The sequence below is a fragment of the Streptomyces sp. NPDC002577 genome (genome assembly GCF_053594815.1).
In genome coordinates this window covers 80,148-99,446 of the sequence record NZ_JBSFWK010000035.1, presented here as the reverse complement: position 1 = coordinate 99,446, position 19,299 = coordinate 80,148, and the positions used below count along the sequence as shown (strand labels likewise).

The window sequence follows — 19,299 nt, the reverse complement described above, 5'->3', positions numbered from 1 at the left end:
CAGGGCACGATCGTGAAGGTGGCGGTCGAGGAGGGCCAGGAGGTCAAGGAAGGCGACCTCGTCGTCGTCCTGGAGGCCATGAAGATGGAGCAGCCCCTCAACGCCCACCGCAGCGGCACCATCAAGGACCTCAACGCCGAGGTCGGCGCATCCATCACCTCCGGCGCCGTCATCTGCGAGATCAAGGACTGACTCACACCGGTAACCAAGCGATGCGCCTGGCAGTGCCGGACCGGGGCAACTGCCTGCCGAGTGACCACCAAAGGCATACCATTGGCTGACCAATGATTAGCAGGCGCATGCTTGCTGGGAGGTCACATGAGCTTCGATACGCCTTCGGGCACCCGTGGTACCCGTCAGCCCGGCCGCGCGGTCAAGTGGTTCAACAAGTGGACCATGAAGCGCATCCGCAGCAAGGGCGGAGGCCGGCTGATGGGCATGGACGCGCTGGTCCTGACGACCATCGGCCGCAAGAGCGGTGAGCCACGCACGACACCCGTGGGCTGGTTTCCCGACAGAGACGGCAGCTGGCTGATCGTGGCCTCGGCGGCCGGGGCCGCGAAGAACCCGGCGTGGTACTACAACCTGGCCGCCCATCCCGACAAGGTGCAGGTCGAGATCGGAAGCCGCAAGGTGGACGTCCTCGCCGAGCAACTCCACGGAGAGGAGCGGGAGGAGGCCTGGCGGCAGATCACCACCGCCGCACCCCGCTTCGCGCAGTACCAGGTGAAGACCGACCGGGAACTGCCGATCATCCGCCTGACGCCGCGCCCGACCAACTGAGGCGTACCGCAGTGGCGTTGACGCCTGCCCCGCTCGGCGCGGGGCAGGCTTCCCTGCTCAACGACCGCCCGCGGCCGCGTCGATCTGCATCACCACCGCCTTGGGTTCGGTGAAGAACTCGCGGCTGAAGGTGCCCCCTTCACGGCCGATCCCGGACTCGCCCACACCGCCGAAGGGCGCCCGCAGGTCCCGTACGAAGAAGCAGTTGACCCAGACCGTCCCCGCCCGGAGTGCCGCCGCGACCCTGTGTGCGCGATGCAGGTTCTCGGTGAACAGCATCGCGTTGAGGCCGTACGTCGTGTCGTTGGCCAGTTCGATCGCCTCGGCCTCGGTGTCGAACGGGATCACCACGACGACCGGGCCGAAGATCTCCTCACGGGCGTGCCGGGCATCCTGGCCCATCTCGGTGATCACCGTGGGGCGAATCGTCCAGCCCTCGCCGAGGCCGCCGGTGCACAACGTGCCGCCCTCTTCCGCGATCGAGTCCACGTAACCAGCGACCTTCGCGTGGTGCTCCGCTGAGGCCAGCGGTCCGATCTGTGTGGCCGCGTCCTTGGGGTCGCCGATGACCATCGCGTCCGCCGCGGCGACGAACCGGCTGAGGAACTCGTCGTAGACCTCCCGCTGGACGTAGAGCCGCGAGCCGGCGAGGCACACCTGGCCCGAGTTCGTGTAGATCGCCCTGATGGACCAGTCGACGGCGCCCGCCAGATCGGCGTCGGCGAAGACGATGTTGGCGCCCTTGCCGCCGAGTTCGAGGCTGACCGGTGTGAGGTTGCGTGCCCCGGCCGCGGCGATGATGCGGCCGGTGCCCGATTCACCGGTGAAGGTGATGCGGTCCACGGCGGGGTTCTCGGTCAGGGCCTGGCCCGCCGAGTCGGGGCCGTACCCGTGGACGACGTTGAACACGCCCGGGGGCATGCCGGCTTCCAGGGCCAGCCGTGCCAATAGGGTGGCCGAGACCGGGGTGTCCTCGGCGGGCTTCAGCACCACGGTGTTGCCCCAGGCCAGAGCCGGTGCGACCTTCCAGGACTCCAGCATCATCGGGAAGTTCCACGGGGCGATCGCCGCGACGACGCCGGCCGGGTCGAAGCGGGTGTAGGCGTGGTGTCCCGAGTCCATCGGGTAGGCCTCGGAGGTGGACAGCCGGGCGTGGTCGGCGAAGAAGCGGAAGTTCGCCGCCGTACGGGGGACGTCGGTGCCTCGGGACTGGGTGATCGGCTTGCCCATGTCCCGGGTGTCGGCCAGGCCCAGTTCGTCGGCGTGTTCCTCGATGAGATCGGCGAACCGGTGCAGGATGCGGCCGCGTTCGGCCGCGCCCATCCGGGGCCAGGGGCCGGTGTCGAAGGCGCGGCGGGCCGCGGCCACGGCCCGGTCGGCGTCGGTACGGTCGCCGAGCGCGATCTCCGCCCACGGCTCGCGGGTGTAGGGGTCGACGGAGGTGAAGGTGGCGCCCGAGTGCGAGGCCACCTCCTGGCCGTCGATCACATGGCCGTAGAACTCCATCAGCTTGTCGCTCCCCCGGTCTCGACTGCCGCGGCCTCCCGTTCGGCGATGGTGACGTCGCCGGCCGCCCAGTGGGTCTTCGGCAGTTCCCGGACGGCGACGCGCACGCTCTGCTGCGGCACGTCCAGCGCCTTGACGACCGCTCCGGTCACTTCGTGGATGAGCGAGCGGATCTGGTCCGGTGTGCGGCCGTTGACCAGCGTGACTTCGATGAGCGGCATGTCAGCCTCCTGTGAGGTGGAGCGAACCGAGGTGGGTGAAGTGCACCGCGACGGTGGAGCCGGGCGGTACGGGTACGGCGTCGGTCATGCCGCCGGTCAGCACGATCCAGCCGGGCTCGATCGCGAGGCCCCGTCGGCCGAGTTCGTTGGCGGCGAAGGCCAGTGCCTCGGCGGGATGGCCTTGTACGGCGGCGCCGGTGGCGCTGTCGGCGACCTGGCCGTCGACCTCGACCAGGCAGGCTTCCATCGCGAGGTCCAGCGCCGCGGGCGGCAGGCCGACGGGGCCGGTGAGGAAGCGGCCGGAGGAGGCGTTGTCCGCGACGGTGTCCTGCAGCTTGAACCGGAAGTCGAGGTAGCGGCTGTCGATCACCTCGATGCCGCCGTACACGGCGCCGACCGCGGCCAGCGCGATGGCGGCAGTGACGCCGGGACCGGCCAGCCGGTCCTTCATCACGAAGACGATCTCCGGTTCGGCGCGCGGGTGGATCAGCTGGTCCTGCGGGACCGGCTCGCCGGCGGGCAGCAGCATCGCGTCGGTCAGCCAGGCCGTCAGCGGGACGGAGATGCCCATCCGTTCCTGCTTGGCTCGCGAGGTCAGGCCGAGCTTGACGCCCACGATGTTCTCGCCCCGGTTGAGCCGGCGCTGGAGGGTCTCGTCCTGCACGGCGTAGGCGGTGTCCAGGTCGAGTTCGGGCCACTCGTCGGTGATCGGGCCACGGCCGGTGCGGGTGTCCTCCGCCTCCAGCAAGGCCGTCGCGGCGCGGTCGAGATCCCAGGTCATCGGTCCGCCCCCGCCGTCTCGCGCTCCTCGGCGAGCCGCAGGGCGATGTCGATGATCATGTCCTCCTGGCCGCCGACATAGCCGGCCTCGCCGACCTTTTCGAGGATCTCGTGGGCGGGCACGCCGTAGCGTTCCGAGGCCCGCTCGGCGTGCAGCAGGAAGCTGGAGTACACCCCCGCGTATCCCTGCACGATCGAGGAGCGGTCCATCCACGGCAGCCGCGGGATGAACGGCTTGACCACGTCTTGCGCGGCGGCCAGGGCGAGGTCGACGTCGACTCCGGTGGGGATGCCCATGCGCTCGAAGGTGGCAGCGAGCACCTCGGTCGGCGAGTTACCGGCGCCGGCGCCGAGCGCGCACAGAGCACCGTCGATCTGCTGGGCCCCGCCCTGGTAGGCGAGCACGGAGTTGGCGACGCCGAGGGAGAGGTTCTGGTGGCCGTGGAAGCCGACCTGGGCCTCGTGCCCGATCTCCTTCACCAGGGCCTGGACCCTGGCCTGTGCGTCGGTCAGCACCAGGGCGCCGGCCGAGTCGACCACGTACACGCATTGGGCGCCGGCGTCGACCATGATCCGCGCCTGCTGGGCGAGTTCCTCGGGACCGATGCGGTGCGAGAGCATCAGGAATCCGACCGTCTCCATGCCCAGCTCCCGCGCGGCGGTGAAGTGCTGGACCGAGGTGTCGGCCTCGGTGCAGTGAGTGGCGATGCGGGCCACGCTCGCCCCGACGGAGTGGGCCTGCTTCAGTTCGGTGACCGTGCCGACGCCGGGCAGCATCAGGACGGCGATCTTCGCGCGGGTGGCCTCGTCGACGGCCGCCCCGATCAGCTGGATCTCATCCACCTTGGAGAAGCCGTAGTTGAAACTGGAGCCGCCCAGGCCGTCGCCGTGGGCCACCTCGATGACCTCGACACCCGCGGCGTCCAGGGCGTGTACGACGCCGCGCACCTGTTCCTCGGTGAACTGGTGCCGCATGGCGTGCGAGCCGTCCCGCAGCGTGGAGTCGGTGATCCGCAACTTGCGCGGCTGCTGGGCGTTTTCGGAGGTAGTAGCAAGGGTCGTTTCGGGGCTCATGAGGTCACCGCCGTCTTTTTCGCGCCCGCCAGCAGCTCGCCGACGCGAGCGGCCGCGGCCGTCATGATGTCCAGGTTTCCTGCCCAGGGCGGCAGGTAGTCGCCCCGGCCGCGCACCTCGAGGAAGACGGCCACCCGGGCCTGGTCCTTCCACTCGGGGCGCGGGTCGTCGAACTGCGGGTCTGCGCGCAGCGTGTAGCCGGGCACGTATTCGGCCACCTCGCCGACCATGCGGACGATCGACTCGCTGATCGCGTCGCGGTCGGCGTCCTCGGGGATCGCGCAGAACACCGTGTCGCGCATGATCATCGGTGGCTCGACCGGGTTCATGATGATGACGGCCTTGCCCTTGCGGGCGCCGCCGACCTGTTCGATGGCCTGCGAGGTGGTCTCGGTGAACTCGTCGATGTTCGCGCGCGTTCCGGGTCCCGCCGAGCGGGAGGCGATCGACGCGACGATCTCCGCGTACTCCACCGGCACCACGCGGGAGACCGCGTGCACGATCGGGATGGTGGCCTGTCCGCCGCAGGTGATCATGTTGATGTTGGGGGCGTCCAGGTGCTCACGCAGGTTCACCGGCGGGCAGACGAGCGGGCCAAGGGCCGCGGGCGTCAGGTCGATCGCCTGGATGCCGGCTTCGGCGTAGCGCTTCGCGTTGGCGATGTGCGCCTTCGCGGAGGTCGCCTCGAACACCAAGTCGGGCAGCTCGTCCCTGGACAGCAGCCAGTCGACTCCCTCTGCGGACGTCTCCAGACCCAGTTTGGCCGCCCGGGAGAGCCCGTCGGATGCCGGGTCCACGCCGACCATGTACCGCACGTCGACCGTCTCGCTGTGCAGCAGTTTGGCGAGCAGGTCGGTGCCGATGTTGCCGGGTCCGACGATGGCCGCGGTCGCCTTGGTCATGAGGTCTCCTCGGTGAAACGTGCCGTGACGCTGCCGAGTCCGGCGTAGGCCGCAGTGACGGTGTCACCTGCCGCGACCGGCACGGAAGCGGTGATGGAGCCGGGCAGCACGACGTGCCCGGCCTCCAGGACCACACCCCGGGCGCCGACGGTGTTGGCCAGCCACACCAGTGAGGTCAGCGGCGAGCCGAGCACGGCGCCGCTTGCGCCGGTGCCGACGAGTTCTCCGTTGTGGTGCAGCGTGCATCCGGCGAGGCGGAGGTCGACGTCGGCGAGCGGGACCGGGGTACTGCCCAGGACGACTCCCCCGGACGAGGCGTTGTCGGCGATGGTGTCGACGATGCCGATGCGCCAGTCGCGGATGCGCGAGTCGATGAGTTCCAGGGCCGGCAGTACGAAGTCCACGGCCGCGGCGGCCTCCGCGACCGTGACGCCCGGGCCGGCCAGGGGCCGCTTGAGCACGAAGGCGATCTCCGGTTCCACCCGGGGCTGCAGGAACCGGGAGGCCGGCACGGGCGCGTTCTCCAGCCAGAACATGTCGTCCAGCAGATGACCGTAGTCGGGCTGGTCCACGCCCATCTGCCGCTGCATGGCGGGTGACGACAGGCCGACCTTGTGCCCCTTGATCCGCGCGCCGTCGGCCACCCGGCGGCGGATCTGCAGCAGTTGGATCTCGTAGGCGTCGGCGAGCGTCAGGTTCTGGTACTTCTCCACCAGCGGTTCGATCGGAACCCGGGTGTCGTAGGCGCCGATGAGGGCGTCGGCCGCCTCGGCCAGTGTCACGGCGGTCATGACGGCACCTCCTCGTCCTGTTCCGCCGGGCGCGCGGTCGGGTCCGTCATGGTGATCTCCGATCGGGTCGGTCGAGTGCTCGCCGTGCCTCGTCCAGGCAGGCGGTTCACCTCCAAACTGTGTGCACTTTCGACTATCGAAGTCAACCCTTGGTCGGCCTATTGACTGGGACTGAAACTGTATGCAGTGTTGACCCAGAGCCGCCGCCCCCAAGGCACCGCCGCGGGCTATGCCCGAATACTAGGGCGGCCAATAATCGAGCTCGGGAGTTCGAATGTCCATATGGAGCTTGGTGACCTGCCGCCCCGAGGACCAGGGAGCCGCATCGTTCGTCGCCATCGCCGACGCCGAGGGGCGTGTACGGCGCCACCCGTCCCTGACACGCTATTCCGACGTAGGTGCGGCGCTGCGGGACTGGGCCGACCTGGTGCCGGTCCTGCGCGGCTGGCAGCCCGCCGAGGGTGAGCCACTGGAAGGTGCCCGACTGCTGGCGCCCGTACCCGCCCCTGGCAAGTTGGTCTTCGCCGGCGCCAACTACCACGATCATCTGCGGGAAATGGGCGTCGGAGACGTGCCGGACGGCATGGAGCCGTACTTCTTCCTGTTGCCGCCGACCGCGATCGTCGGCCCGGACGACGCGATCGCCATCCCGGACGACCCGGGTGCCCGGGTCGACTGGGAGGCCGAACTCGGCGTGGTGATCGGGCGACGCGTCCACGACGTACCGGTGGAACTGGCGCTGGACGCGGTCGCGGGCTACACGATCGTCAACGACATCTCGGCACGCGGTCTGCACGCCCGTCCCAATCCGCTGGCCCCGCCGTTCGCCTACGACTGGCTCGCGTCCAAGGGGCGCGACACCTTCGTCCCCATCGGCCCGGGTGTGACGCCGTCCTGGTTCGTGCCCGACCCGCAGACGCTGCCGGTCCGGCTGTGGCGCAACGGCGTGCTGGAGCAGGACGGAAACACCAAGGACATGATCTTCAGCGTGGCGCAGCTCATCTCTGCCGCCAGCGCGCTGATGACCCTGGAGCCGGGCGACGTTCTCGCCACCGGCACCCCCGCCGGCGTCGGCGTCGCCAAGGGCATCGCACTCCAAGCGGGCGACCGGCTCCGCATCGAAATCGAACCGCTGGGCGCACTGGCCAACGACGTGCGGCGAGCCGACCAGCCCGCTGCCCCTTCGTCCGCGCAGGCGGCCCTGAACTCCCTGGAGCAGGGATGACCTCCAGCACGAACGCGAGCCGCGCCACCGACTCGGCGGATCTCGCGCCGCTGTTCACACCGTTGAGCCTCGGCAGACGCAGCGCCCGCAACCGGATCGTGCAGGCCCCCATGTCGGTCGGCTACGCCAACCCGGACGGCACCGTGACCGACCGGGAGATCGAGCACTACGCCCGGCGCGCCCAGGGCGGCGCGGGTGTGCTGATCACCGAGAACTTCGCGATCAGCGTCGCGGGACGGCAGATGCCGCTGCAGACGCTGGTGAGCGACGAAGAGCAGCTGCCGGGGCTGCGCCGGCTGGCCTCCGAGATCCGCCGGCACGGCGCTCTGGCGATCGTCCAGATCGTGCACTCCGGCCGGTATGCCGGTCCCTGGGAGGAGTACGAGAGCCGGCCCCGGCTCGCCCCCTCCGCGATTCCCTTCGAACTGACGCCGGGCCGTGTGGTCACTCCGCAGGAGATCACGCCCGAGGAGATCGAGGAGGCCATCGAGGAGTTCGTCCGCGCCGCGCAGCTGTGCGAGCGCGCCGGCTTCGACGGGGTCGACATCCACGTCGCACAGGGCTTCCTGCTCTCCGGCTTCCTCTCGCCGCGTACCAACCAGCGCACCGACGAGTGGGGCGGCGATTTCGAGGGACGGACCCGGCTGACCCTTGAGGTGGTGCGGCGCGTCGTCGCGGCCACCGGTCCGGACTTCGTGGTCGGCGTGCACCTGCTGAGCGACGAGCGTGTGGAGGGCGGCTGGAGCCTCGACGACGCCGTCCGGCTGGCCCCGCTGCTGGAGGAGGCGGGTGCCGACTTCCTGTTCGCCATCCCTGCCACGTTCGAGACCATGCGCCTGCCGCACAACGCGGGCATGCTCCACAAGCCGGGGTACTCGCTCGACGACACGGCGGCGCTGCAGCATGCGGTGAAGATCCCCGTGGTGGCCAACGGCGGCCTGGGTGATCCCCAGGAGGCAGCGCGGGTACTCGAGTCGCACCAGGCGCAGGCGGTGGGCCTGGCACGGCCGCTCTTCGTCGATCCCGACTGGCCGCGCAAAGTGCAGGCCGGCGCCGCTGACACGGTCCACACCTGCGCCTGCGACACGTCCCTCTGCCTGCGGACCCAGCTGACCGGCTCGATCTGCGAGAGCTGGCCCGAGAGCACCCGGTCGCGTGGATACCTCGGCTACGACGAAGGGGCCACTCAGTGATCACCCTGACCGACATCGCCTATGTGCGCTCGGGTGTCGAGGACCTCGAAGGCGCCGTCCGGTTCGCCAGTGAGATCGTCGGGCTCGAGGTGGTCGACTCCGACGAGCCCGGTGTGGCGCATCTGCGGGCCGACGCCCGGGGCCACTGCCTCACCTTCGTCCAGGGGCGCTCCGGAGTGATCTCCTCCGGCTTCACGGTCGCGGGGCCCGAGGCCCTGGCCGAGGCGGAGAGCGAACTGGAGAAGCAGGGCCTGAGCGTCGAACGCGGCGACCGGGCTGGGGCGCGTTCGCGCGGTGTGTCGGAGTACATCGCCTTCGACGACCCGTTCGGCAACCGTGTCGAGCTGGCGGCGGCTCAGTACCGTTCCGCGGATCCTGTGCGACTGGCCCGGGGGTCGGGGATCACCGAGTTCGGGCACCTGTGCCTGGACGCCCCCGACGTGCACGAGGCGTACCGCTTCTGGTCCACGACCTTCAACGCCCGCGTGTCGGACTGGGTCGGCGACGGCGCCTGCCTGATGCGCATCGACCCGGTCCACCACAAACTCGCCGTGTTCCGCGGCGAGGAGGCGGCGCTCTGCCACATCAACTTCCAGGTCGACTCCCTGGACGACCTGATGCGCAACTGGCACTTCCTGGTCGACCAGGGCGTGGAGATCGTCATGGGACCGGGACGCCACCCGACCTCCGGATCGGTCTTCCTCTACTTCCGGGGCCCCGAGAACCTCACCTACGAGTACGCCTTCGGCGGGCAGCTGATCGAGGACGACGCCGCGTGGACGCCACGCGTGTTCGACCTGGAGCAGCCCTCGTCCATCGACATGTGGCGCGGCCCGGTGGCGCCCACGACCCGGCAGCGCCAGCTGCCTCAGCAGGTATCCGCCGCCACGTCGTAGCCCGGCCCGGTACCGCATACAGCCGACACGAGGCCGGCAGTGCCGCCGGCCGAAGGAGGATCGATGATCTTCGTGAGCCACGTGATCCCCGTCAACGAACCGGGGGAACCCCGGCTCGACCGCGCCGCCGTCTGGGAGGGTCTGGTCCTCAAGGCCAACAACGCCCTGCCGTTCGTGCCCGCGATGAGCGACTGCAAGGTCGTCGAGCGCTACGACGACGCCTGCTTCGACCGGGACATCCGTATCCGGGGCGATGTGTTCCGGGAGCGGATCACCCTCGAAGAACCCCACCGGGTGGTGTTCACCCGTCTGTCCGGCCCGATCCTCGGCACGATCGCCAACGAGATCGAGGGCGAGGGCGACGACATGCAGCTGCGTTTCAGCTTTGCCCTGGTCCTCGCCGGCACGCCGGGCAACTCCGAGGCCGAGGAGAAGTACGCCAAGACCATGACCGGCGACTACATCCAGGCCCTCACCGCCACCCGCGACGCCATGCGCCGCATCGCAGTCAGCGACGCCGCGTGACGCGAGCACGTGACCTGACCGGTCGCACCTATTGGGGCCGCACCCTCTATCGCGGCCGCACCCCTCACTGAGCTCGCACCCCTTACTGAGTACGGACGAAAGGGACAAAGATGTCTGACATGTCCGACTGGATCGACTCCTTCTACGCCGATGTCGACGCCCAGCTGACCGACCGCGTCCTCGACCGCTTCACCCCGGACGGGGAGTTGGTCTTCGGCAACAACCCGCCCGCCATCGGTCACGACGCGATACGTGAAGTACTGGAGAACCTGCGCGCGGCGCTCTCGGGCATGCGGCACGAGTGGTGCAACCGCTGGACGGTCGACCAGAAAACCCTTGTCCTCGAGGCCCGCGTCCGCTACACCACACGCGGCGGCACCGAGGTGGTCCTCCCCTGCGCCACGGTCATCGCCCGCGACTCCTCGGGTCTGATCACCTCCCTGCGGATCCACATCGACGCCGCACCGCTGTTCGCGGCCCTCGACGCCGAGTCCGTGACCGGACAGCCGGAATCCGCGGCCTCCCACGAGGTGGATGGATGACCGGCCGGCTCCCCGGCCGAACGGCGGATCGGCCATGACCGGGCACGTCACGACCGAAGCGACGGTGGACCGCACGGCCACCGCCCGGGAGGTGGTCGCCGCGGCACGCACCCTCGCGGCGCTCGGCCTGGTGGCAGCATTCGGGCACGTGTCGGCCCGACGCGGCGACCGGATGCTGATCACACCCGCGATCGACCTCAGCCAGGCAACCGAGGAAACACTCCTCGAGATCCCTCTGGACTCGACGGCGCTCCCGGCGAACGCACCGGGCGAGGCATGGATCCACCTGGCGGTCTACCAGGCACGACCGGACGTACACGCCGTCGCCCGCGCCATACCGGAGTACGCCTTCGCAGCCGGCGCGGTCATCTCGCAAAGCATCCCGCCCCTGCACGGACAGGGCGCCATGCTCGGCGAGGCGGTACCCGTCCACGACGACGCGCGCCTGATGCGCTCGGCCGAGATCGCCGAACGGGCCGCCCGCACGCTCGGCGACTCCGACGCACTCGTCCTGCGGGGCAACGGCGCCGTCACCACCGGTGGCAGCCCCGGCCATGCCGTCGCCCGCATGTGGCTCCTCGACACCACCTGCCGGCTGCACCTCGCGGCACGGCAGGCCGGGGCGATCCAAACCCTCACATCCGAGGAGATCACGGCCTGGCGGGCAGCCGCCCCGCCCCTGCTCGACCGGCTCTGGGTACACCTGCGAAGACCCGACGGCCCCTGAGCCCTGACCCACCGCCACCGTTCACCCACGAGTGACGTAAGCGTCCGCCCCGTATCCCGGGGAGGACCGACCGACGAAGGAAAGCACCATGCGCGTCAGCGGCCTGCTGCACTACGGCCTCCAACTGCCCGACCTGGCCCAGGGCAAGGACTTCTACACCGACTTCGGCCTGAACGTCGACGAGAACGGCGACCAACTGGTCGTACGCTGCGACGGCCGGGACCAGGACCAGACACTGCTCGTCGAGGGACACGACAAGCGCCTGCACCACGTCGCCTTCGCGGCGCCCGACGGCTCGCTGCCCGAGCTGCAGCGCCACCTCGAATCGCTCGGCATCGCCCTGCAGGACGCGCCGGCAGGCGGCCTCGAGGGCGGCCTGTGGTTCCGCGACCCGGACGGCAACGCGGTCAACGTGCGCGAGCGGGACCTTGCCGCGCCGCGCCCCGTGCAACCGGTCAAGCAGAACGTGGCCGGTGACTACCAGCGAGTGGACGAAGCACGCTGGCTGACCGCGAACACCGCGCCGCGCCCCCGCCGGCTGGGACACATGCTGATCTTCTCCTCGGATGTGAACCACTCGCAGGACTTCTACGAGCGCACCCTCGGCCTGAGGCTGTCCGACCGGATCACCGGCAAGGCCGTGTTCATGAACTCCGGGCCCGGCGACCACCACGTGTTCGGGTTCATCCAGAGCAGTCACCCCGGTCTGCACCACTCCAGCTGGGAGGTCGACAACCTCGACCAACTGGCGATGGGCGCCCAGGTCATGGCCGACAAGGGACACACCGTCGGCTGGGGCCTCGGCAGGCACAGCCTGGGCTCGAACCTGTTCCACTACCTGCGGGACCCATGGGGCAGCTGGATCGAGTACTTCTCCGACATCGACCAGATCAGCGAGAACTGGAAGGGCCAGGACTGGGACGTCCCGCCCGCGGTGTGGTGCCCGATGATGCCGGACGAGTTCCTGCAGAACTTCGAGCCGAAGCCGGAGTGACGCGCACCCGCCGGCAGAGGCCGGCCGCGGTATCGCGCCCCGTAAGGGGCGCGGGGCTGTGTCGATATTCGGCTCCGCCGCGTGGGCGCGATCAGCCCCCACCGGCCCGCGGATTCATCACCGCAATTCCAGCGGAACGCTCGCACGCATCCCCCTGCCGAAAAGAGGACGAGATGACAACATCCGCGCAGTTCGCCGGGCGCGCCGCCATGGTCACAGGCGCCGGATCGGGAATCGGCAGAGCCTCGGCCCTGGCGTTCGCGGCCCGCGGGGCGGCGGTGGGCGTGTGCGACGTCAACACCGAGGGCGGCAAGGAGACCGTGTCCCTCATCGAGAGCGCCGGCGGAAAGGCCGTCCTCCTGCACACCGACGTGGCGTCAGGCGACGCGGTACGGGATGCCGTGGACACGATCGTGGCGACGTACGGAGGGCTGCACTTCGCCCACAACAACGCCGGCACGTTCACCATGGCGCTCACCGGTGAGCTGTCGGAGGCGGAGTTCACTCGCGTGTTGAACGTCAACCTCCTCGGCGTGTTCCTGTGCATGCGCCACCAGATCCCGCGGATGCTCGAGGCCGGCGGTGGCGCGATCGTCAACACGGCCTCGATCTGGGCCCACACCGGAATGCCGACTCAGGCGGCGTACGTGGCCAGCAAGCACGGTGTCGCCGGTCTGACCAAGACCGCGGCCATCGAGTACGCCGCCCAGGGCGTCCGCGTCAACGCGGTGTCCCCCGGCTACATCGAGACGCCGATGACGGCGGCCAATCCGCCCGACGCCGTGGCCGCCATCCTGTCCCGGCAGCCCATCGGCCGAGCCGGGCAGCCGGAGGAGGTCGCGGCCGCGGCGGCCTGGCTGTGCAGCGACGAGGCGTCGCTGATCACCGGAGCGGTCCTCAACGTGGACGGCGGCTATCTGGCCCACTGACCGGTCCCCCATCGACGGAGGACCACGACAACCACCTTTCAGGGAGGCAGATCGCATGGCCGACTCTGCGAACGTCACGACGATCAAGCGTTTCTACGACATAGCCGACGGAAGAATCACGGGCGACCCCACCGGGTTGTTCACCGAGGACGTCAAGATCTACACCCCCAAGTTCGGCGTCGCCGCCGGGCTCGACGCGATGGTCGCGGCAGGCAAGGGCCGCGCGATGTTCCGTCGCATGAAGCACCACGTCGACGAGTTCCAGATCGTCGAACAGGGCGACCGAGTCGTCGTCGAAGGCACCACGGAGGGCGAGACCGTCACGGGCCGGACCTGGGACGGGCGCAAGGACATCCCCGGGCACTTCTGCGCCGTCTTCGACTTCCGTGACGGGCGAATCTGCAGGATGCACGTCTACTTCGATCCCGACCTCGGCCACGAGGACGCGGACCGCTATCCGTGGTGGCAACAGGCCACCCCGACGGCGAACACCTGACCACGCCAACCAGCGACCCTCTCAAGTACCTGCCGCACAGGGTGACTTCGCGCGCCCTGCGGCGCATCGCATCACATCACGAGACGAAAGACGGGACACCATGCCTGAGAACGTGGACGGGACCATTAGGCACACCCTCGAAATGAACGAGGTGGAGTTCCAGCGGCGTTTCGACGCACCCCTGGAGCAGCTGTGGCGCTTCGTCTCCGAGCCGGAGCTGCTCGCGAAGTGGCTGGGCGGTCCGGTCGACAAGCTGGAGCCGTTCGTGGGCGGTGAGGTCGTCATCCAGATCGCGCCGAAGATGGGCGCGACGGTCTACGGCAAGGTCCTCGAGTACGTACCGCAGCAGGTAGTGGCACTGACCTGGGAGGTCCCCGCCTGGGGCCACACCCCCGACCTCAAGGGCACCACCATGCGGTGGGCGGTCGAGGCGGACGGCGACGGCTCGAAGCTCACGCTGACCCACGCCCTGCCCCACTCCGCCTTCCGCGAGCACCTCTTCAGCGCCGCCTGGCATCTGCACATGGACCAGCTGGGCCAGCTCCTCGCCGGCCACGACGAGCACTACACCATCCAGCAGGACGAGATCTACGCCCTTGTCCTGGCCTACCTCGAGAAGGACCAGGCCGAAAAGCGGGCGTACTACGAGCACCTCCTCGGCATCCAGAAGTCCGAGGCCTGACCTGACCACACGGGGGCGCACCCGCCGCACGGGAAGCGCCCCCTGAGCCCCACCCCCCACACGACAAGGTCGATCGAGAGTGCCCTTCTCAGCAAAGCCCGCCAGATCACCGTACGAAGGAGAGCCGGCATGGCATCCGACACCACCGAGACAGAGAGAATCAAGAAGGTAGCCGTCGTCACAGGCGGCGCCGCGGGCATCGGCCAGGGCTACGCCCTCCGGCTCGCGCGCGACGGCCACAACGTCGCCGTGGCAGACCTCGGCCCCGCCGACGAGACCGAGAAGCTGATCCGCGAGGCAGGCGGCGAGGCGTTCTCCGCCCGATGCGACGTATCGGACGCCGACAGCGTCGCCCGGTTCGCCGCGGCCGTCACCGACCGCTTCGGTGACGTCGACATCCTCGTCCACAACGCCGGCATCTACCCCATCGTCCCCTTCGAGGAGACCGACTGGGCGACCTGGCGCCGCATCATGGACGTCAACCTCGACTCCCTCTTCCACCTGAGCAAGGCGTTCCTGCCCGGCATGAAGCAGCACGGCTGGGGACGCATCGTGGTCATGGCCTCGGCCACCTTCCACTCAGGGCCGCCCGGCATGGTCGCCTACACGGCGAGCAAGGGCGGAGTGATCGGCTTCGTCCGCACGCTCGCCGCCGAGGTCGGCGAGCACGGGGTCACCGTGAACGCGATCGCACCGGGCCTGGTCCGCACACCGGGCACCCTCTCCGGGCCGCAACAGGAGCTGGGCATCTTCGACGCGATCCTCACCACCCAGGCGATCAAGCGCACCGGTGTCCCGGAGGACCTGATGGGCACGGTGTCGTTCCTGACCTCCGACGAGGCCGCCTTCATGACCGGCCAGACGCTGGTCGTGGACGGGGGATTCGCCCGGGCCTGAGCCCGGATCCGCTCGGGGTGAGCCCGAGCGGATCCACCATGACCGCATGCGGCCACGGGGACAGCAAGCACATCACCAAGGGACGACAGACTTCAGGGAGAGATCGTGACCGAGACCCAACTGCACACCGCTCGGAACACCGGCGAGACACCCACCTGGGTGAGCGAGCTGTACGCATGCTTCGACGGTCTGGACATGGAGGCGATACTCGCCCGCTTCAGCGAGGACGCCCGCATCCGGTTCGGCAACGCGGAGCCGACTGTGGGCCTGGACGAGTATCGAGCCACGTTCGACGCGTTCCTCGGGACGATACGAGGCACGGCGCACCGCTTCACCCAGGTGTGGGAGTGCGGCGAGTCGGCCGTGTTGGTCGCCGAAGTCGAGTACACCTGCCACAACGGCAAGGTGATGTGCCTGCCGGCAGCGACGGTCGTGCATCGCCGGTCGGACGGACTGATCGACGACATGCAGGTCTTCGCAGACGTCACCCCACTCTTCGCACCCTGACCTCTGTGTCGCGGGCGGGACGGTCACCGTCCACGCCGAAGCTGAAGACCTTCTCCGCGCGGCGCGAGTGACAGGCCAAGTCCCGCCGCCTGCACACCCTCCAAGACCGGCTGGCGGGGGTGGAGGCGGACGGGGCTGCGGGCCGGTTACGCGTGGTGCGCGGCGGCAAGGGTATGGCCCGCACCCGCCACCACCTGGCGGCGGCCGGGCTCGACGAGAAGGCGTGGCGGGAGGGTGGGAGGCCACCCAGGACCAGCCTACTGTCCGAACAAGTAACTCCATGAATCAATCCCGATTCATATGTGATCCACACCACACCGGCGCCTGAGTCCGGGGTCTCGCCTAGCAGCAGCCCCTCCGCGACCCCGGCGCTGTACTCTTTACTTGTTCAAGCAACTGTAAAAGGCCACACGAGGAACCCATGAGCCAGCCGGAGACCACAGACGCCCGTCGGCCGACGACAATCGACACCAAGGGACCGGCGGATGTGTGCATGCCGGATTCCGTTGCGGCTGGCGCCATCAATCATGCGATCTTCCGTGTCGCTCGTCTGCACCGCATGCTGGCCGGCCAACTACTTCGGCGAGTCGGTCTCCATCCCAGCCAGGAACTGGTGATGATGCAGTTGTGGGATCGCGGCCCCCAGCGGCAGACCGACCTGGTCCGCCTGCTCGGCTCCGACGCCGCCACCATGACGCGCACGATCCGGCGCCTGGAGAACGCGGGCTTCGTCCGCCGCTGCCCCTCCACCACCGACAAGCGGGTCACCATCGTCGAACCCACAGCGGCCAGCAACGCCCTGCGCAGCGAGGTGGAACAGGTCTGGATGGACCTCGAGACCAGCGTCGCCGAAGGCATGACACCGGCCCAGCAGGCCGAAGCCATCGAGGTCCTGGGACGGATCGAGAAGAGCCTCGCCCGCGCCACGTCGCACGACGCCTGAACGGCCAGGAAAAGCGGCGACACCCACGCGGCGAATCCGGGACGCCGCGCGTGGCTCAGCGCCGCAGCAGCACAGGCAGGACGGATGCCTCCATGACGCGAACGAGGTAGGCGGTGTCGACCCCCGCCTCCGCGATCGCCAGCCGGCCGTACGCGGCTCCGATGACGAGTTCCGGTCCAAAGTCGAGCGCGGGGTTGTCCGGCGATATCTCCCCGCGCCGAACGGCCCGATCCATCACTCGGCGCAGCGGCTCGGGCTCGATCTTCCGCTCATGTACGGCGGCAGTCAGCTCGGGATGGCTCTCCATGGCCCGTTTCAGCGCATCCACCGGTACCGCACCCCCGCGGCCCCCGGCCTCGCCGACGATCCGTGCGATCTCATGCAGGTCACCCCGCAAGGAGCCGGTATCGACCGACATCACCTGACCACATGCATGGTGATGCACTGCGGCGGCCACCAGCTGTGACCTGCGCCCCCACCGCTGGAGCAAGATGTCCCTGCCGACCCGCGCCCTGGCCGCGACCCCGTCCGGAGTGAGCGAGTCGTACCCGACCTCGCGCAGCAACTCGAGGACCGCCTCGTAGATCTCATCATCCCCCCGCTCGGATTCCGTCCTTGCGGCCATGGCACACCTGGATCTCTCTCGCGCGGTTTCCTGAGCGCCGTCCTTTAGGCCGACGCAAGACCGAAGAGGACCGGCACGGCCGACACGACGACCAGGATCACCGGGAACGCGGCCCCCTTGCCGTCCTTGACGCGCAGGTGTGCACCGACCGCCCCGAGAAAGAAGAGCACGACACCGACGGCTGCAGCGACGCCGAGAGGCCGATAGGCGATGCCGACCACAAGGCCGAGCGCCCCGGCGAACTTCACAGCAGCCAGCGGCAGGCGCCAGGCGTCCGGCACTCTGACGGCGTCGAGGGAGGCCATCACTCGCTCATCCTTGACGATCATGCCGCGCCCGGAGAAGACCAGCATCACCGCGACCAGGGCAGCGGCGATCACGTATCCCACGAACATGTACGACTCCAGGTAGTAGAAGAAGGCAAATGATTGAAGCGCCTCAATGATTACCTCAGATCCACGGTAGAGCAACTGTTACCGTTGACACATGACGGCAGATAGGACCGAAGGACCGATGGAGCGCCTCGGATTGCTGCTGGCCTGGCACGGGAGAATCACGGACGCCTGGATCCGGCGCGCCCTGGGCGCCACCGGCCTCACTCCTCGACACGCCATGACCTTGATGCACCTCGGCACGGGGCCCACTAGCCAGCAGTCTCTGATCGACAAGCTGAACGTCGACCCCAGCGTTTTGGTGGCCATCCTCAACGACCTCGAGGGCGGAGACCTGCTCCACCGTCGACGCGACCCCACGGATCGACGGCGTCACATCGTCGAGATCACACCCGACGGCTCGGTAACCCTCGGCACCCTGGAGACCGCGTTGACGAAGGTCGAGAACGAACTGTTCGCCGACCTGTCCGAAAAGGAGCGCGCGACTCTGCGAGGTTTGCTGAACCGCGTCGCCTCCACCGCAAGCGACTACGAGTGCTGAGTCGCTGACCGACCGTAGGCACACCGCCCCATTTAGTTGCCTGGGCAAATAAATGTGCCGACGGACCCTCGCCCGCCAAGTCGCCCACGCAGCAATACGCCACGCTCCACCCCCACCCCTCGGTGAATCTGCATGTTAGCTTTTACTTGGCTGACCAACGAACGATCGAGAGGACGTACGCCATGCCCACCGACATCAACAAGGGAACCGTCCTTGTTCTGGGTGCGACAGGCAACCAGGGGGGCGCCGTCGCACGTGAACTGCTGCGCAGGGGCTGGCCCGTGCGTGCGCTCACCCGCGATCCGAAGTCGGCGAAGGCCCAGGCCCTCGTTGAGGCGGGCGCCGAGGTGGTGGCGGGCGACCTCGACGACCCGCAGTCGCTCGACGCCGCCCTGAGCGGTGTGTACGGCGTCTACAGCGTGCAGACGTTCATGGGCCCCGAGGGCGTCGAGGGCGAGGAGCGGCAGGGTATCGCCGTCGCCAACGCCGCGGCGCGGGCCAAGGTGCAGCACTTCGTCTACGGTTCGGTGGGCGGTGCCGAGCGCGACAGCGGCGTCCCCCACTTCGAGAGCAAGGGCCGGATCGAGAAGCACATCGCCGAACTGGGGCTGCCGACGACCGTGTTGCGCCCGGCGTTCTTCATCAACAACTTCGCGTTCGTCGGCCCCCAGCGCGCCGGTGACGGGCTGGTCCTCGCGCTGGGGCTGAAGCCCGAGACCAAGCTGCAGATGTTCGCCCCGGAGGACATCGGCCTGTTCGCCGCGGACGCCTTCGAGAACCCTGACGAGTACATCGGCCGCCAGCTGGAACTCGCCACCGACGAACTGACCGGGCCGCAGATGGCCGAGGTGTTCGAGAAGGTGTCGGGCCTGCCCACCACCTTCCAGGAGCTTCCCATCGAGCAGGTACTGCAGTTCAACGAGGAGATGGGCCTCATGTTCGGCTGGTTCAACGAGGAAGGCTTCCGCGCCGACCTTCCGGCCCTGCGGGCCCGGCACCCCGAGCTGACGACCCTGGAGGCCTGGGCCCGGCGCGAATGGACCGCCCCGGCCCAGTAAGCAATCCCTCCCCCGCCGGCCCGGCTCACCACGAGTCGGGCCGTGCGCGTCTTTCCCCGTGCAGCCCCCT

25 protein-coding genes are annotated in these 19,299 nt (G+C 69.0%); 17 read left to right on the top strand and 8 right to left on the bottom strand.

Going from position 1 to position 19,299, the window contains the following annotated elements; translation table 11 throughout:
- The coding region (locus tag ACWD4J_RS32210; RefSeq protein WP_451399000.1) for an acetyl-CoA carboxylase biotin carboxyl carrier protein subunit at positions 1-192 on the top strand (192 nt) is incomplete at its 5' end.
- A 126-nt stretch (positions 193-318) separates the two neighbouring features.
- Complete coding sequence (locus tag ACWD4J_RS32205; protein ID WP_451398999.1) at positions 319-783, top strand: nitroreductase family deazaflavin-dependent oxidoreductase; 465 nt, start codon at positions 319-321, stop codon at positions 781-783.
- Between the two features lie 57 nt (positions 784-840).
- Here ACWD4J_RS32205 and ACWD4J_RS32200 read toward each other — a convergent pair whose 3' ends face one another.
- From ACWD4J_RS32200 to ACWD4J_RS32175, 6 genes are read right to left on the bottom strand one after another with little or no spacing between them, the layout of a single operon-like run.
- On the bottom strand, positions 841-2,289 hold the full coding sequence (locus tag ACWD4J_RS32200; protein WP_451398998.1) for an aldehyde dehydrogenase: 1,449 nt from the start codon (positions 2,287-2,289) through the stop codon (positions 841-843).
- The gene (locus tag ACWD4J_RS32195) at positions 2,289-2,510 is read right to left on the bottom strand and encodes a tautomerase family protein (protein ID WP_451398997.1); all 222 of its coding nucleotides are present in this window, start codon (positions 2,508-2,510) and stop codon (positions 2,289-2,291) included. The genes ACWD4J_RS32200 and ACWD4J_RS32195 overlap by 1 nt, the downstream gene beginning before the upstream one ends.
- 1 nt (position 2,511) lies before the next feature.
- Entirely contained in the window at positions 2,512-3,291 is a 780-nt protein-coding gene (locus ACWD4J_RS32190; RefSeq protein ID WP_451398996.1) for a 2-keto-4-pentenoate hydratase, read from the bottom strand.
- Positions 3,288-4,364, bottom strand: coding sequence for a 4-hydroxy-2-oxovalerate aldolase (gene dmpG / locus ACWD4J_RS32185; protein ID WP_451398995.1), 1,077 nt, complete (start codon positions 4,362-4,364; stop codon positions 3,288-3,290). Before dmpG ends, ACWD4J_RS32190 begins: the two co-directional genes overlap by 4 nt.
- Positions 4,361-5,266 (bottom strand): acetaldehyde dehydrogenase (acetylating), encoded by a 906-nt coding sequence (locus ACWD4J_RS32180; RefSeq protein WP_451398994.1) that lies wholly within the window; start codon positions 5,264-5,266, stop codon positions 4,361-4,363. Before ACWD4J_RS32180 ends, dmpG begins: the two co-directional genes overlap by 4 nt.
- Positions 5,263-6,057: a 2-keto-4-pentenoate hydratase gene (locus ACWD4J_RS32175; protein ID WP_451398993.1), complete on the bottom strand. Its 795-nt coding sequence runs from the start codon at positions 6,055-6,057 to the stop codon at positions 5,263-5,265. Before ACWD4J_RS32175 ends, ACWD4J_RS32180 begins: the two co-directional genes overlap by 4 nt.
- A gap of 274 nt (positions 6,058-6,331) precedes the next feature.
- On the opposite strand from ACWD4J_RS32175, the gene ACWD4J_RS32170 reads away from it, so the two are divergent.
- The 13 genes from ACWD4J_RS32170 to ACWD4J_RS32110 all read left to right on the top strand — a co-directional run bounded on the left by ACWD4J_RS32170 (position 6,332) and on the right by ACWD4J_RS32110 (position 16,613).
- Positions 6,332-7,282: a fumarylacetoacetate hydrolase family protein gene (locus ACWD4J_RS32170; RefSeq protein ID WP_451398992.1), complete on the top strand. Its 951-nt coding sequence runs from the start codon at positions 6,332-6,334 to the stop codon at positions 7,280-7,282.
- Positions 7,279-8,475, top strand: coding sequence for an oxidoreductase (locus ACWD4J_RS32165; protein WP_451398991.1), 1,197 nt, complete (start codon positions 7,279-7,281; stop codon positions 8,473-8,475). Before ACWD4J_RS32170 ends, ACWD4J_RS32165 begins: the two co-directional genes overlap by 4 nt.
- Positions 8,472-9,371 carry a VOC family protein gene (locus ACWD4J_RS32160; RefSeq protein ID WP_451398990.1) on the top strand — a complete coding sequence of 300 codons (900 nt, stop codon included), beginning with the start codon at positions 8,472-8,474 and terminating at the stop codon, positions 9,369-9,371. The genes ACWD4J_RS32165 and ACWD4J_RS32160 overlap by 4 nt, the downstream gene beginning before the upstream one ends.
- 63 nt (positions 9,372-9,434) lie before the next feature.
- The gene (locus tag ACWD4J_RS32155; protein WP_451398989.1) at positions 9,435-9,896 is read left to right on the top strand and encodes an SRPBCC family protein; all 462 of its coding nucleotides are present in this window, start codon (positions 9,435-9,437) and stop codon (positions 9,894-9,896) included.
- A gap of 110 nt (positions 9,897-10,006) precedes the next feature.
- Positions 10,007-10,438, top strand: a complete 432-nt coding sequence (locus ACWD4J_RS32150) for a nuclear transport factor 2 family protein (protein ID WP_451398988.1) — start codon at positions 10,007-10,009, stop codon at positions 10,436-10,438.
- A 34-nt stretch (positions 10,439-10,472) separates the two neighbouring features.
- Positions 10,473-11,165 (top strand): class II aldolase/adducin family protein, encoded by a 693-nt coding sequence (locus ACWD4J_RS32145; RefSeq protein ID WP_451398987.1) that lies wholly within the window; start codon positions 10,473-10,475, stop codon positions 11,163-11,165.
- 88 nt (positions 11,166-11,253) lie between these two features.
- Positions 11,254-12,159, top strand: coding sequence for a VOC family protein (locus ACWD4J_RS32140; protein WP_451398986.1), 906 nt, complete (start codon positions 11,254-11,256; stop codon positions 12,157-12,159).
- Positions 12,160-12,332: 173 nt separating this feature from the next.
- Positions 12,333-13,088 (top strand): SDR family NAD(P)-dependent oxidoreductase, encoded by a 756-nt coding sequence (locus tag ACWD4J_RS32135; RefSeq protein WP_451398985.1) that lies wholly within the window; start codon positions 12,333-12,335, stop codon positions 13,086-13,088.
- 55 nt (positions 13,089-13,143) lie between these two features.
- Complete coding sequence (locus tag ACWD4J_RS32130; RefSeq protein ID WP_451398984.1) at positions 13,144-13,584, top strand: nuclear transport factor 2 family protein; 441 nt, start codon at positions 13,144-13,146, stop codon at positions 13,582-13,584.
- A gap of 100 nt (positions 13,585-13,684) precedes the next feature.
- A complete protein-coding gene (locus ACWD4J_RS32125) occupies positions 13,685-14,266 on the top strand; it encodes an SRPBCC domain-containing protein (RefSeq protein ID WP_451398983.1) in 582 nt (193 codons plus the stop codon).
- A 129-nt stretch (positions 14,267-14,395) separates the two neighbouring features.
- Positions 14,396-15,163, top strand: coding sequence for an SDR family NAD(P)-dependent oxidoreductase (locus ACWD4J_RS32120; RefSeq protein WP_451398982.1), 768 nt, complete (start codon positions 14,396-14,398; stop codon positions 15,161-15,163).
- A 105-nt stretch (positions 15,164-15,268) separates the two neighbouring features.
- Entirely contained in the window at positions 15,269-15,670 is a 402-nt protein-coding gene (locus tag ACWD4J_RS32115; protein ID WP_451398981.1) for a nuclear transport factor 2 family protein, read from the top strand.
- A gap of 493 nt (positions 15,671-16,163) precedes the next feature.
- The gene (locus tag ACWD4J_RS32110; protein ID WP_451399003.1) at positions 16,164-16,613 is read left to right on the top strand and encodes a MarR family winged helix-turn-helix transcriptional regulator; all 450 of its coding nucleotides are present in this window, start codon (positions 16,164-16,166) and stop codon (positions 16,611-16,613) included.
- A 55-nt stretch (positions 16,614-16,668) separates the two neighbouring features.
- On the opposite strand, the gene ACWD4J_RS32105 is transcribed toward ACWD4J_RS32110, so the two are convergent.
- Both ACWD4J_RS32105 and ACWD4J_RS32100 read right to left on the bottom strand, forming a co-directional pair.
- Positions 16,669-17,238, bottom strand: a complete 570-nt coding sequence (locus ACWD4J_RS32105; protein ID WP_451398980.1) for a TetR-like C-terminal domain-containing protein — start codon at positions 17,236-17,238, stop codon at positions 16,669-16,671.
- A gap of 44 nt (positions 17,239-17,282) precedes the next feature.
- Complete coding sequence (locus tag ACWD4J_RS32100) at positions 17,283-17,633, bottom strand: DoxX family protein (protein ID WP_451398979.1); 351 nt, start codon at positions 17,631-17,633, stop codon at positions 17,283-17,285.
- Positions 17,634-17,724: 91 nt separating this feature from the next.
- Here ACWD4J_RS32100 and ACWD4J_RS32095 point away from each other — a divergent pair, with 91 nt between their 5' ends.
- Both ACWD4J_RS32095 and ACWD4J_RS32090 read left to right on the top strand, forming a co-directional pair.
- A complete protein-coding gene (locus ACWD4J_RS32095; RefSeq protein WP_451398978.1) occupies positions 17,725-18,171 on the top strand; it encodes a MarR family winged helix-turn-helix transcriptional regulator in 447 nt (148 codons plus the stop codon).
- Positions 18,172-18,353: 182 nt separating this feature from the next.
- Positions 18,354-19,229, top strand: a complete 876-nt coding sequence (locus tag ACWD4J_RS32090; protein ID WP_451398977.1) for an NmrA/HSCARG family protein — start codon at positions 18,354-18,356, stop codon at positions 19,227-19,229.
- The last annotated feature ends 70 nt before the right edge of the window (positions 19,230-19,299 follow it).

Coding starts and splice junctions, on each gene's coding strand:
- ACWD4J_RS32205 (WP_451398999.1), top strand. CDS start 319: ATGAGCTTCGATACGCCTTCGGGCACCCGTGGTACCCGTCAGCCCGGC.
- ACWD4J_RS32200 (WP_451398998.1), bottom strand. CDS start 2,289: ATGGAGTTCTACGGCCATGTGATCGACGGCCAGGAGGTGGCCTCGCAC.
- ACWD4J_RS32195 (WP_451398997.1), bottom strand. CDS start 2,510: ATGCCGCTCATCGAAGTCACGCTGGTCAACGGCCGCACACCGGACCAG.
- ACWD4J_RS32190 (WP_451398996.1), bottom strand. CDS start 3,291: ATGACCTGGGATCTCGACCGCGCCGCGACGGCCTTGCTGGAGGCGGAG.
- dmpG (WP_451398995.1), bottom strand. CDS start 4,364: ATGAGCCCCGAAACGACCCTTGCTACTACCTCCGAAAACGCCCAGCAG.
- ACWD4J_RS32180 (WP_451398994.1), bottom strand. CDS start 5,266: ATGACCAAGGCGACCGCGGCCATCGTCGGACCCGGCAACATCGGCACC.
- ACWD4J_RS32175 (WP_451398993.1), bottom strand. CDS start 6,057: ATGACCGCCGTGACACTGGCCGAGGCGGCCGACGCCCTCATCGGCGCC.
- ACWD4J_RS32170 (WP_451398992.1), top strand. CDS start 6,332: ATGTCCATATGGAGCTTGGTGACCTGCCGCCCCGAGGACCAGGGAGCC.
- ACWD4J_RS32165 (WP_451398991.1), top strand. CDS start 7,279: ATGACCTCCAGCACGAACGCGAGCCGCGCCACCGACTCGGCGGATCTC.
- ACWD4J_RS32155 (WP_451398989.1), top strand. CDS start 9,435: ATGATCTTCGTGAGCCACGTGATCCCCGTCAACGAACCGGGGGAACCC.
- ACWD4J_RS32150 (WP_451398988.1), top strand. CDS start 10,007: ATGTCTGACATGTCCGACTGGATCGACTCCTTCTACGCCGATGTCGAC.
- ACWD4J_RS32145 (WP_451398987.1), top strand. CDS start 10,473: ATGACCGGGCACGTCACGACCGAAGCGACGGTGGACCGCACGGCCACC.
- ACWD4J_RS32140 (WP_451398986.1), top strand. CDS start 11,254: ATGCGCGTCAGCGGCCTGCTGCACTACGGCCTCCAACTGCCCGACCTG.
- ACWD4J_RS32135 (WP_451398985.1), top strand. CDS start 12,333: ATGACAACATCCGCGCAGTTCGCCGGGCGCGCCGCCATGGTCACAGGC.
- ACWD4J_RS32130 (WP_451398984.1), top strand. CDS start 13,144: ATGGCCGACTCTGCGAACGTCACGACGATCAAGCGTTTCTACGACATA.
- ACWD4J_RS32125 (WP_451398983.1), top strand. CDS start 13,685: ATGCCTGAGAACGTGGACGGGACCATTAGGCACACCCTCGAAATGAAC.
- ACWD4J_RS32120 (WP_451398982.1), top strand. CDS start 14,396: ATGGCATCCGACACCACCGAGACAGAGAGAATCAAGAAGGTAGCCGTC.
- ACWD4J_RS32110 (WP_451399003.1), top strand. CDS start 16,164: ATGCCGGATTCCGTTGCGGCTGGCGCCATCAATCATGCGATCTTCCGT.
- ACWD4J_RS32105 (WP_451398980.1), bottom strand. CDS start 17,238: ATGGCCGCAAGGACGGAATCCGAGCGGGGGGATGATGAGATCTACGAG.
- ACWD4J_RS32100 (WP_451398979.1), bottom strand. CDS start 17,633: ATGTTCGTGGGATACGTGATCGCCGCTGCCCTGGTCGCGGTGATGCTG.
- ACWD4J_RS32095 (WP_451398978.1), top strand. CDS start 17,725: ATGACGGCAGATAGGACCGAAGGACCGATGGAGCGCCTCGGATTGCTG.
- ACWD4J_RS32090 (WP_451398977.1), top strand. CDS start 18,354: ATGCCCACCGACATCAACAAGGGAACCGTCCTTGTTCTGGGTGCGACA.